The 11,680-nt window shown below is 66.5% G+C and carries 13 protein-coding genes; 11 read left to right on the forward strand and 2 right to left on the reverse strand.

The features are described from left to right. Positions 1–93 precede the first annotated feature (93 nt). On the reverse strand, positions 94–1,110 hold the full coding sequence (locus ACWTSU_RS06690; protein WP_455139091.1) for an ATP-binding protein: 1,017 nt from the start codon (positions 1,108–1,110) through the stop codon (positions 94–96). A gap of 347 nt (positions 1,111–1,457) precedes the next feature. Between ACWTSU_RS06690 and rpmH the strand changes: the two genes are divergently transcribed. From rpmH to ACWTSU_RS06735, 9 genes are all read left to right on the forward strand, one after another. Next, positions 1,458–1,592, forward strand: coding sequence for a 50S ribosomal protein L34 (gene rpmH, locus ACWTSU_RS06695; protein ID WP_072373740.1), 135 nt, complete (start codon positions 1,458–1,460; stop codon positions 1,590–1,592). An 8-nt stretch (positions 1,593–1,600) separates the two neighbouring features. Continuing rightward, a complete protein-coding gene (gene rnpA, locus ACWTSU_RS06700) occupies positions 1,601–1,921 on the forward strand; it encodes a ribonuclease P protein component (RefSeq protein ID WP_455139092.1) in 321 nt (106 codons plus the stop codon). Further along, the gene (yidD, locus tag ACWTSU_RS06705) at positions 1,921–2,154 is read left to right on the forward strand and encodes a membrane protein insertion efficiency factor YidD (RefSeq protein WP_455139093.1); all 234 of its coding nucleotides are present in this window, start codon (positions 1,921–1,923) and stop codon (positions 2,152–2,154) included. The genes rnpA and yidD overlap by 1 nt, the downstream gene beginning before the upstream one ends. A gap of 26 nt (positions 2,155–2,180) precedes the next feature. Continuing rightward, complete coding sequence (locus tag ACWTSU_RS06710; RefSeq protein WP_455139102.1) at positions 2,181–2,939, forward strand: YidC/Oxa1 family membrane protein insertase; 759 nt, start codon at positions 2,181–2,183, stop codon at positions 2,937–2,939. A gap of 55 nt (positions 2,940–2,994) precedes the next feature. Continuing rightward, the gene (locus tag ACWTSU_RS06715; protein ID WP_455139094.1) at positions 2,995–3,579 is read left to right on the forward strand and encodes a Jag family protein; all 585 of its coding nucleotides are present in this window, start codon (positions 2,995–2,997) and stop codon (positions 3,577–3,579) included. Between the two features lie 31 nt (positions 3,580–3,610). Then, the gene (rsmG, locus tag ACWTSU_RS06720) at positions 3,611–4,408 is read left to right on the forward strand and encodes a 16S rRNA (guanine(527)-N(7))-methyltransferase RsmG (protein WP_455139095.1); all 798 of its coding nucleotides are present in this window, start codon (positions 3,611–3,613) and stop codon (positions 4,406–4,408) included. Positions 4,409–4,613: 205 nt separating this feature from the next. Continuing rightward, positions 4,614–5,414, forward strand: coding sequence for a ParA family protein (locus ACWTSU_RS06725; protein WP_455139096.1), 801 nt, complete (start codon positions 4,614–4,616; stop codon positions 5,412–5,414). Then, the gene (locus ACWTSU_RS06730) at positions 5,407–6,279 is read left to right on the forward strand and encodes a ParB/RepB/Spo0J family partition protein (RefSeq protein WP_455139097.1); all 873 of its coding nucleotides are present in this window, start codon (positions 5,407–5,409) and stop codon (positions 6,277–6,279) included. The genes ACWTSU_RS06725 and ACWTSU_RS06730 overlap by 8 nt, the downstream gene beginning before the upstream one ends. Then, positions 6,276–6,515, forward strand: coding sequence for a hypothetical protein (locus ACWTSU_RS06735; RefSeq protein ID WP_455139098.1), 240 nt, complete (start codon positions 6,276–6,278; stop codon positions 6,513–6,515). The genes ACWTSU_RS06730 and ACWTSU_RS06735 overlap by 4 nt, the downstream gene beginning before the upstream one ends. Positions 6,516–6,539: 24 nt before the next feature. Here ACWTSU_RS06735 and rlmN read toward each other — a convergent pair whose 3' ends face one another. Further along, the gene (rlmN, locus tag ACWTSU_RS06740) at positions 6,540–7,613 is read right to left on the reverse strand and encodes a 23S rRNA (adenine(2503)-C(2))-methyltransferase RlmN (protein WP_455139099.1); all 1,074 of its coding nucleotides are present in this window, start codon (positions 7,611–7,613) and stop codon (positions 6,540–6,542) included. A gap of 97 nt (positions 7,614–7,710) precedes the next feature. Here rlmN and ACWTSU_RS06745 point away from each other — a divergent pair, with 97 nt between their 5' ends. Beyond that, positions 7,711–8,667: a D-alanine--D-alanine ligase family protein gene (locus ACWTSU_RS06745; protein ID WP_455139100.1), complete on the forward strand. Its 957-nt coding sequence runs from the start codon at positions 7,711–7,713 to the stop codon at positions 8,665–8,667. Continuing rightward, positions 8,664–11,600, forward strand: coding sequence for a helicase C-terminal domain-containing protein (locus ACWTSU_RS06750; RefSeq protein WP_455139101.1), 2,937 nt, complete (start codon positions 8,664–8,666; stop codon positions 11,598–11,600). Before ACWTSU_RS06745 ends, ACWTSU_RS06750 begins: the two co-directional genes overlap by 4 nt. The last annotated feature ends 80 nt before the right edge of the window (positions 11,601–11,680 follow it).

Consider the following 11,680-nt stretch of genomic DNA (forward strand, 5'->3'; position numbering starts at 1 on the left):
GGGAACAAGAGGGGGGGTGGGGAAAAAAATGGTAGACGGATGGGGGGGGGGGGGGGAACCCCCTTCCCCCTCTGGCCAAGCTGTTCCGGGGCCCTAGGCGAGCGTCCGACCGATGCCGGTGAGCTGGTACTTCTGCCCCACCTTGGTCACGAGTCCCTGGGCCGCCATGGATGACAGGGCGCGCGACCAGGTGGCGGCGCTCGAGCCGAAGGCGCGCACGAGGTCGGTGGGGCCCGCCGCGCCGCTCTGTGCCAGATACGAGAGCGCCTGGCGCGAGCGCTCGTCGAGCGCGGCCCCTATCTGCGACACCGCCTGGGACATGCCCTCCGGCGGGCAGGGCGCGCCCTGCGGCGCCGGTGCCCATCCCTGCGGCGCCTGCTGGGTCCCCCATGCGGGCACTTGCGTGGTCGCGGGCCACGCGGGGTAGCCCGCGACCTGCTGGTTTGTAGGCATCTGGGCGCCCATGGGATACGGTTGGGCGGCCGGTGCGAACCCAAATGCGCCCGTGGGCATCGGCGCCGCCGGCGCGGCAACCGCGCCGGGTGCCGCGTCGTCCCGGCCGCCCGACACCGCCCGCGCCTCCTCGCGCGGACGGGTGGAGATGGTCACCACCGTCCCGCCGTCGAGGTTGTCCTCGATGTCGAGGCTGCCCCCCTTGTCCTCCATGTACTGCTGGACGTACGGAAGGCCGCTCCCCACGCCTCGGATGTAGCGCTTCATCTCCTCGGTCGCCGATGACGTCCCGAACTCGAGTGCCCGGGACTTCTCGCGGATGCCCGGCCCCCGGTCCGAGAAGCGGATCGTATTCCCGCCGTCGAGGATCGTGATCGTGGGGGCCTGGAAGTAGGCGTGGACGAAGTTCTCCACGATCTCCCTGATGACCATGAAGGGAACGCTTCCGCCCTGCTCGCGCACGAGACGGGCGACCGTGGCGGTGACCTCCTCGAGGTAGGCGCGCACCTCGCCCGCCTCGACCACCACCACGCGCGGCGCCGCCGCCGTGTCGTCGTAGACCGCGATGCGCGCCGCCTCGCGGACCTCGAGCGGCCGCGCGCCGGTGTCGTCGCCCTCGCTCTCGCCCTCCACGAATGGGTAGAAGTCGCGCGCCACGTCTCCCCTTTTCAACACCCGTTCAACGCCTGTAGAAAACTTTTCACTGCGAATCCGATTTGATGCAAACTTTTCATCAGACGAGAAAAACTTGTCGAAAACTCGGATTATCGTTGTGAAATGGTCGAAAAATCATAGCATGCGTGGAGCACTTTTCTCTTGATATGCAAAGATGAATCCGTTCTTTGCACGTCTTTTCAGGGCGCGCGACTGCCCGCCCGGACGCGTTTCCGGCATCTACCATGAAGATTTCGGGTGCTCAAATTGACAGACCGGAGAGAAGGTCAGTACAATCTCTGAGCTTATTACCTTATCTGGGCGTACGAACCCAATCGGGAGGAATAGTCATGAAGCGTACCTATCAGCCCAACAAGCGCAAGCGCGCCACCACGCACGGCTTCCGTGCCCGCATGGCCACCAAGGGCGGCCGCGCCGTTCTCGCCCGTCGTCGCGCGAAGGGTCGCAAGCGCCTCACCGTCTAGTCGCGATGATGTGGACCATCAAGTCCAGGGGCGACTTCGAGAGGGTCTTCTCGCAGGGGCGGCGACAGAGTGACCGGCTCCTGCGAATTCGTGTGTTGGCGTGTGACGAGGGCCATCCGGGTAGGGTGGCCTTCGTCGCAGCGAAGCGACTTGGCAACGCCGTCTTTCGCAACCGCTGCAAGCGCGTCCTGAGGGAGGCCGCGCGCGAGGCCGGTCTGCCGGCCGAGGGATGCGACGTCATCCTGTTCTCCACCGCGGCGACCCACGACAGCTCCCCCCAGCAGGTCGCGACCGCGCTGGTGAGGCTCCTCAAGAAGGCCGGGGTCTGATGCCCCGCTCGCGACAGAGCGTTCCCGCGCGCGTGGCGGAGTCGCTGATCGGTCTCTACCAGAGAAGGATCTCCCCGCTGCTCGGACCCCGGTGCATCTACGTCCCGACCTGCTCCGAGTACGCGCGCCAGGCAATCGAGAAGTACGGGTTCGCGCGGGGCGGCTGCCTTGCGATTCGCAGGATTCTGAGGTGCCACCCGCTGCACGCCGGAGGATATGACCCCGTTCCCTAGGAGCGGACCACGGAGGAACCATGGGATTGTGGGATTGGTTTATCGGCTTTCTGACGACGGTGCTCGCCGGCATCGAGGGCTTCGTCGGCGACTGGGGGCTCGCGGTCATCATCCTGACCGTGATCATCCGCCTGCTCCTGACGCCGCTCATGACGCACTCGACCAAGTCGACCGCACGCATGCAGGTCATGCAGCCCAAGCTGCAGGAGATCCAGCAGCGCTACGCCGATGACCCGCAGCGCCAGGCCGAGGAGCTGCGCAAGGTCTATGCCGACATGAAGTTCAACCCGCTGGGCGGCTGCCTGCCCCTGATCCTGCAGATGCCGGTCTTCTTCGGCCTCTTCTCGGTTGTGCGCGCCGTCCCCCAGGACGCCAGCTTCTTCTCCATCCTCCCGTCCATCTCCACGTCCTGCGCCACGATGGTCGGCGCCGGCGACTGGGCGGCCGCGGCCCCCTACATCGTCTTCGTCCTGCTCTTCGGCGTGCTGACCTTCCTGCCCATGGCGCTCACCGCCCGCACCCAGGACGCCGCCCAGCGCTCCCAGACCATGGTCATGAGCGCGGTCATGGCTCTCATGATGCTGTGGTTCGGCTGGGGCGTCCCCGCCGCGGTGCTGCTGTACTACGTGACCTCCTCGCTGTGGCAGGTCGTGCAGCAGCAGGTGATCACCCGTCGCGTCATGGAGAAGGCCAAGGCGGAGGCCGAGGCCGAGGCTGCCAACAAGCCGGTCGAGGTTGACGTGGTGCGTCGCGAGAAGAAGCCGCGTCCGCACAAGAAGAACTAGTTACCTTGCACGTGAACTATAGTATTAGATTGTCACTTTTATGATGGAGGTTACGATGGACGGGGACGTGTTGGTTGATCCCGAGCAGGGTCAGGAGGACGTCGCCGTCGCCCCTGTCGAGGACGACTTCGCGAGCATCCGTGAGCACTACGAGGCCGGCGTCGCCCTGACCGACGATGAGATGGATCGCATCGCCGACCTGGCCGTCGAGTACCTGGAGTCCATCCTTGGATTCTTTGGGGAGACCGGGTGCTCCATTGACGAGTATGACGGAGACGACGGGGAGCTCATTCTTGACGTGAGCGGCGGCGACCTCGCCGTTCTGATCGGACGCCACGGCCGCACGCTCGACGCCCTGCAGATGGTTCTGACCTCGCTCATGAGCAGCCGCGTCAAATTCTACTATCCCATCGTGGTCGACATCGAGAGCTACAAGTCGCGTCGTCGTCACAAGCTCGAGGACATGGCCCGCAGCTCAGCGGCCCGCGCCAAGAGTCGCGGTGGGTCGGTGACCCTCGCCCCGATGAACGCCTATGAGCGTCGCATCATTCATCTCACGCTGAGGGGCGACGACGGTGTCACCACGCACTCCGAGGGTGAGGAGCCAGAGCGTCGCGTGGTCATCACAGCGGTTCGCTAAGGGACAGAGGCAGTGCCATCCGGGAGAGGACGTGTTGAGCGTCCTCTCCTTTTCTGTGACAATTTCTCTTGCTTCGGAACTTCTTGTCAGGAGGCAGCATATGACCCAGAGACTCTGTGACCAACTGCTCTCTGAGCTCTCACAGTATGGGATCGACTGTGACGACCGTCAGGCTGAGCTGCTCATCAGACATCTCGAGTTGGTCATAGAGAAGAACCGGGTCATGAACCTCACGCGCATCACCGAGCCGTCCGAGGCAGTGACGCTTCACATCGTGGACTCTCTGCTCCCGCTTGCTGTGCCTGGATTCGATCTGACACGCGAGGATAGTCTTCTTGACATGGGAACCGGAGCTGGCTTTCCTGGCATCCCCCTCACGATCATGTCCGACTGTCAGGCGACGCTTGTTGACTCAGTGGCCAAGAAGATCAATGCGGTGTCTGAGTTTGCTGAGCAGCTTGGACTCAGTGGCATCAGCGCTCGTCACGCGCGTCTTGAGGATTTGGCACGTGAGATTCCTGGGTCACAGACATGTGTCACCGCTCGTGCCGTAGCTCAGACCAATGTGCTCATTGAATATGCCACGCCGTTCCTGAGGCCTGGTGGCACGCTCGTCGTTGAGAAGGGTCGCCCCACAGACGAAGAGCTTCTCTGTGCATCACGGGCGGCCGACATCTGCGGACTTGAGCTTGTTTCACGTGAAACCTTCGATCTCCCACGCAATCTGGGACACAGAGAGATACTTCGGTATAGGAAGGTTTCAAAAGCGCGTGTCAAATTGCCTCGCAAATCAGGCGAGGCAAAGAGATCTCCTTTGGGTGCCAGATAGGACTTCTCAAGGAAGGGCCTGTTTCACGTGAAACAGGCCCTTCTTATACGTTGCCAAGAAAGTGAGATGCTAAGGACAACGGAGAACAGTGAGTTTGTTTCACGTGAAACAGCCTAAAGCGGATAAATGAATATTCATGCATAGTTCCACGTGAAACATACCGTATGATACAAGGCACACATTGAGCAGCGACAGGGAGCCGTAGATGAACTACAAAGACGTAAAACGAGGTCTTCCGCAGCGACAGAGCAAGGTGGTGGCCGTCATAAACCAGAAGGGTGGAGTCGGGAAGTCCACCACGGTCATCAACTTGTCGGCATGTCTGGGTGAGAACAAGAAAAAGGTGCTCGTCATCGATTTCGACCCGCAGGGAAACAGCACGAGCGGATACGGAATCGAAAAGGAGGAACTCGAGCACGACGTGTATGACGTCATTCTGCACGACTACCCGATTGAGGAGTCGATTCAGGAGACCTGCTCATCCAATGTGTTCATAGTTCCCGCGACGATTCAGCTCGCAACGGCCGAAATCGAGCTCGTTACGACGATGGCACGCGAATCAGTGCTCAAGGACGCTATCGACAAGGTCAAAGATGACTTTGACTACGTCTTCATCGATTGTCCTCCATCGCTTGGCCTTCTCACCATCAATGCGCTCACAGCGGCGAACTCCCTGCTCATTCCGATTCAATGCGAGTACTACGCACTTGAGGGTGTCGCAAAGCTGCTCGAGTCCATGCAGATGGTGAAGCGCCGAATGAACCCTGATCTTGAGATCTTTGGTGTGGTCATGACGATGTTTGACAGCAGGACGACGTTGTCAAAGCAGGTCGTGGATGAGGTTCAGGGCTATTTTGGCAAGAAGATGTTTAAAACGGTCATCCCACGTAACGTCAAGGTGTCGGAGGCCCCGAGTCACGGGCTTCCCGTCATTCAGTACGCGCGTCTGAGCAAGGGCGCCCTGGCATATGCGAAGCTCGCGAAAGAGGTGGTCGCACGTGGCTAAGAAGAGCGGACTAGGCAAGGGACTGGGGCTGCTCGTCGGAGAGGCGGATGCCGAGACAGCGGGCATGCGACCTGACTCGACCCTCCCCATCGACCAGATCCGGCCCAACAAGGGACAGCCCCGCAAGAGCTTCAAGGCCGAGGACCTCGCGGAGCTCACCGACTCGATAAAGCAGAACGGAATCCTCCAACCCCTCCTGGTGAGAAAGGTCGGGTCAACGTACGAGATCGTGGCAGGCGAGCGACGCTATCAGGCCGCTCGTGCAGCCGGTCTCACCGAGGTGCCGGTCGTCATCAGGGACATCTCGGATGAGGATGTCTTCAAGCTCGCGCTGATCGAGAATCTGCAGCGCTCGGACCTCACGCCGCTCGAGGAGGCCCGCGGCTACCGACAGCTGATCAAGGACAAGGGGCTCACTCAGGAGGAGCTCGCGAAGGCCCTCTCCAAGTCTCGCTCGACTATCACCAACACCCTGAGGCTGCTCGACCTCCCGGAGCCTGTCCAGAAGCTCGTGGATGATGGGAGCCTGACCGCGGGCCACGCCCGCGCCATTCTCGCCGTGCCGAGCGAGGAGGGTCGCATCAGGCTGGCGGAGAAGGTCGTGAACGAGCGTCTGTCGGTCCGTCAGACAGAAAGTCTTGCCCCACTGTTTTCTGTCATGGAGAACACGGAGCGCGCCGTCAGGACACCGCTGCCTCAGTCGTTCAAGCGTGCCGCCCGTCAGATGCGCCTGGCACTCGACACCAACGTCAAGGTGAAGAGCGTTCGCGGCAAGAACAAGATCGAGATTGAGTTCAAGGACGAGGACGAGCTGGCTCACATCGTCGACCTTCTCTCCGGACCTACGACATGGGGGCAGGAGTGAGGTCGGCACTGCGTCTGGTCAAGGCGATCGGCGTCTTCGCCGGCCTCACCTATGTCGCCTATCGCCTGCTGCTCACGGACCAGGCACGTGCGGACCTGCGCGGCGGGGTGGATGCGGTGAGAGACTCGTGGGAGCGTGTCGAGGAAGCCGTTGGCATGTCACCCGAGAGCCTCGAGGCGGAGCGGTTCGCCGCACAGGAGGATGCCCGGAGGCAGTGGCGTAACCTAGGATATTAGAACATACGTTCTATACATGCGACCCTAGGAGATTCTCGCCGCGCGCTGCTTGAGCTGCCCGCAGGCGGCGTCGATGTCGGCTCCGCGCGAGTTGCGGATCGTGGCCTCGATGCCCACCCTGGCAAGGCGGCGGACGAAGTCCTCGGCGCGAGCCTCGGTGGAGGGGTGGAAGCGCGACCCCTCCACCTCGTTGAGCTGGATGAGGTTGACGTGCGCGAGCGTGCCCTCGCAGAAGTCGCAGAGAGCCTGCAGCTCCGAGTCCGTGTCGTTGACGCCGCCGATGAGGGCGTACTCGTAGGTCGGCCGCCGACTGGTTTTGTTGACGTACTCGCCGAGGGCGCTGTAGAGGTTCACGAGCGAGTACTTGCGCACGCCCGGCATGAGGGCGTTGCGCGTGCGCTGGACGGCGGAGTGCAGCGAGACGGCGAGCGTGAACTGCTCGGGCTCGTTGGCGAAGCGCATGATCTGCGGGATGACGCCGCAGGTCGAGACCGTGAGGCGCCGCGCGCCGATGCCGGCGCCGTCAGGGGAGTTGAGACGCCTGAGGGCGCCGAGCGTGGCGTCGTAGTTCATGAACGGCTCGCCCTGGCCCATCAGCACGACGCTCGTCACGCGGTCGTTGAAGTCGTCGCGGACGTGCATGACCTGCTCGTAGATCTCCGCGGCGGTGAGCGAGCGGGTGAGCCCGGCCGCGCCCGTGGCGCAGAAGGCGCAGCCCATGGCGCAGCCGGCCTGCGTGGACGCGCAGACGGCTAGGCGACCGCGCGAGGGCATGCCCACGCACTCCACGCTGACGCCGTCGGGGAAGCGCAGCAGGTACTTGCGGCTGCCGTCAACGGAGACCTGGCGCGCGACCTCCTCCACGCCGCCGAGCGTGCAGCGTGCGGCGAGCTCGTCGCGCAGGGCCTTGGGCAGGTTGGTCATCTCGTCGAAGGACTGCGCGTTCTTGGACCAGACCCACTCCTCCACCTGCTTGGCCCTGAAGGAGGGCTGTCCGAGCTCGCTCATCAGCTCGAGCAGGCGCCCGTGCGTGACGGTGTGCAGGTCGATGGGGGCACTGGTGCCCTCGGGAGTGACTTCGTTGCGCGCTGGCGACATTGTGGCCCCTGTTCGCGTGGTTTCCGACGTGACGGGAGTATCCTCGATGGACGTACCCAGACCGAGTCTAGCGCATGACCGCGGCTAAGGAGCACCGATGAACGAGCGCCTCAGGAGCACGCACGTTGCCGTGATAGGGGGAGGTTGGTCCGACGAGCGGGAGATCTCCCTGTCCTCGGCCACCGAGTGCCTCGCCGCCCTCAGGGAGGCCGGCTTCGAGCGCGCGGACCTGCTCGACCTCGCGGACGAGGACTTTCTCGCCCGCCTGACGGGCGGCGGCTACGACGTAGCCTTCGTCGCGCTCCACGGGGCGTACGGCGAGGACGGCTGCATCCAGGGGCTCCTCGAGGTGCTCCACATGCCCTACACCTTCTCGGGCGTGGCCGCCTCAGCGCTGGCCAGCGAGAAGCACCTGACGAAGGTGGCCCTCGCCGACGCGGGCATACCCGTCCCGGCCGGCGTCGACCTGCCGGCGGGCGCGGAACTGAGCGAGGCCGACGCCGCGCGCCTCGCGGACGAGCTGGGCCTGCCGCTCTTCGTGAAGCCGGCGGCCAACGGGTCGAGCTACGGCGTGAGCCGCGTGACCGAGGTCGGGCAGCTTCCCGCGGCCGTGGAGACGGCCGGCGCCGCCGGCGGGCGCGTGCTCGTGGAGAGCTGCGTGGAGGGAACCGAGATCACGGTGCCGGTGCTCGGCAACGACGAGCCCGAGGCCCTTCCCGTGGTGGAAATCGTGACCGGTGCGGAATTCTACGACCTCACGGTCAAGTACGAGCCCTCCGAGCTGCACCATGTCATCCCCGCCCGCCTACCCGAGGACGTCTACGCCCGCGCACAGGAGCTGGCCGTCCGCGCGCACCGCGCACTCGGCTGCCGCGGCTGCTCGCGCAGCGACTTCATCGTGACGCCCGGCGGCGAGCCGGTCCTTCTCGAGACCAACACCATCCCCGGCATGACGGCCCAGAGCCTGCTCCCCGACTCGGCGCGCCACGCGGGCATCGAGTTCCCCGAGCTCTGCGCGCGGTTCGTGGAGCTCGCGCTCGAGGACGCGTCATGACGCAGGGACAGCCGCCCACCGTGGCGGACCTGCTGCTGCCGGGCACGCCCGAGCCGGTGGCGAGCGCCTACCTGAGCCTGGCCGCCCGCGCCGACGCGCGCTCCTTCGGCCCGCTCGAGGAGGACGTGGTGGTGCTCGACACCGAGACCACGGGTCTCTCGTTCAAGGACTGCAGCCTCATCGAGATCTCCGCCGCGCGCCTCAGCGGCCGCGAGGTGGTGGGCCGGTTCGAGACCTTCGTGCGCCCCACCGAGCCCATCCCGCCCGAGATACAGCGCCTCACGGGCATCAGCGAGCTGGACGTGGCCGACGCACCCGAGGCCACGGAGGCCGTGGCCGCGCTCGCGGACTTCGTGGCCGGCTCGCCGGTGCTGGCCCACAACGCCACGTTTGACCGCACCTTCGTCGAAGGCGTGTCGGGTGGGGGACGCGTGAGCGACACCTGGATCGACACGCTCGCGCTCTCGCGCATCGCGCTGCCGCGGCTCTCGTCGCACCGCCTGGCCGACATGGCCGCCGCGTTCGGGTGCGCCTCGGTCACGCACCGCGCCGGCGACGACGTGGACGCGCTCTGCGGGATGTGGCGCGTGCTGCTGACCGCGCTGGCCGACCTGCCGCAGGGACTGCTCGCCCTTCTCGCCGGCATGCACGAGGACGTGAGCTGGGCGTTCCGGCCGATCTTCTCGTACCTCGCGTCCACGGGAGCCGAGGCTGAGCCACGTCCCTTCTCGCTCAAGCAGCACCGCGCCGCGCTCGTGCGCGCCGACGCGGCGTCCGCCCGCGCCGACGCGGCCGAGCTCGACCACGTGGAGGCGCCCTCGGCCGACGAGGTGCGCGCGGCCTTCGAGCCGGGCGGCGCGGTGTCCAGGATGTACGAGCGTCTGGAGCGCCGCCCCGAGCAGGTGGAGATGGCGCTCGAGGTTCGCGAGGCCCTGGCCACCTCCACACACCGCGCCATCGAGGCGGGGACGGGCGTGGGCAAGTCGGTGGCGTACCTGCTGCCCGAGGTGCTCTTCGCGCAGCGCAACAACGTGACGGTGGGCGTGGCCACCAAGACCAACGCCCTCACCGACCAGCTGGTAGCCCACGAGCTGCCGGCGCTGGCCGAGGCGCTGCCCGGCGGGCTCAGCTTCACGAGCCTCAAGGGCTACGACCACTACCCCTGCCTGCGGCGCCTGGACCGCGCCGCCGTGGAGGAGCTGCCGCTGGGCGAGGTGCCCGCGGACGGGCGCCCCGAGGCGGCTGTGGCGTCCGACATGCTCACGGCCGTCGCGGTGACCTACGCCTACGCCTGCCAGTCCGTCGACGGCGACCTCGACGCGCTGGGCATCCGCTGGCGCTACGTCCCGCGCCCGATGCTCACGACCACCCCGGGCGAGTGCCTGCGCGGGCGCTGCCCGTACTTCCCCGGCGAGTGTATGCTCCACGGGGCGCGCCGGCGCGCGGCGCGGGCCGACGTGGTGGTGACCAACCACTCGCTGCTGCTGCGCGACGTGGAGGCCGAGGGCCGCATCCTGCCGCCGGTCAGGCACTGGGTCGTGGACGAGGCGCACGGCTTCGAGGCCGAGGCGCGCCGCCAGTGGGCTGTCGAGGTCTCCGGCGACGAGGCACGCGCCGCCTTCGAGCGGCTGGGCTCAGCGCGCACGGGCGTCATCCACACGGTCATGGCACAGTCCATGTCGCTCGAGGGGTCCACGCTCGTGGTGGGCCTGCTCACCAAGGCCGCCGCGGCGGTCTCGCGCGCGCAAGTCGCCACGGCGTCGCTGTTCGAGGCGGTGCACGAGCTGGGCCCGCTCGCCCGCGGCGACGGCGGGTACGACGTGGTGACGCTGTGGGTGGACGAGAAGGTCCGCGCCTCCGCGCCGTGGCGCGAGGTGGCCGAGGCCGGCGCCTCCTGCGGGGACGCGCTCGACGAGGCCACCCGCGCCCTCTCGGACGCGGTCTCGGCGCTCGCCGACGAGGCCCCGCAGCTCTCCGCCGACCTCGCGGACGCCACGCGCTTCCTCGCGACGCTGTGCGACGGGGTCGCGCTGATCTGCTCCGGGTCGGACGAGAGCTACGTGTACTCGGCCCGTCTCGCCCGCTCGCGCCGCCGCATCGCCCAGGAGCGCCTGGTGGCCGAGAAGATCGACGTGGGAGCCGAGATCGCCTCCCGCTGGCTTTCCGAGACGATGAGCGTGGTCTTTACCTCGGCGACGATCGCCGTGGGCGAGGACTTCTCACACTTCGACCGGTCGGTGGGCCTGGCGGCGCTGCCCGAGGCGGCCCACCGCGACGTGCGGCTGGACTCGAGCTTCGACTTCGACGCGCACATGTCCGTGGTGGTGGCGAGCGACCTGCCCGCGCCTAACGAGCGCGGCTACGCGGAGGCGCTGGAGGACCTGCTCTTCGACGTGCACGTGGCGATGGGCGGCTCGGTGCTGACGCTGTTCACCAACAGGCGCGACATGGAGCGCGCCTACGCGTCGCTGCGCCCGCGCCTGGCCGCGGAGGGGCTCGAGCTGGTCTGCCAGGAGCGTGGGTCGTCGCCTCGGCGCCTGCGTCAGCGCTTCACCTCGGAGCGGACGCTCTCGCTGATGGCGCTGCGGTCGTTCTGGGAGGGGTTCGACGCCGCGGGTGACACGCTGCGCTGCGTGGTCATCCCCAAGCTGCCCTTCGCGAGTCCCACCGACCCGCTCGTGCGCGAGCGCGACCGACGCGAGGACCGCGCCTGGTGGCGCTACTCGCTGCCCGAGGCCGTCATCTCGGTCAAGCAGGCGGCGGGGCGGCTCATCCGCAGCGCCAGCGACACGGGCGTGCTCGTGCTCGCCGACTCGCGCGTGGCCACCAAGGGCTACGGCCGGCTCTTCGTGAGCTCGCTGCCGTCCAGGAGCGTCACGCGGCTCGGGGCCGACAACGTGGGCCGCTACATCAGCCTCTGGCGCCGCCGCTAGCGGGGGGAAGGGGGGGGAGGGGGGTGGGTTGGGGCCAGAAAGGGGGGGGAAAACCGACCCCCACCACCCGGCGCACAGCA

This window comes from Thermophilibacter sp. (assembly GCF_966187215.1).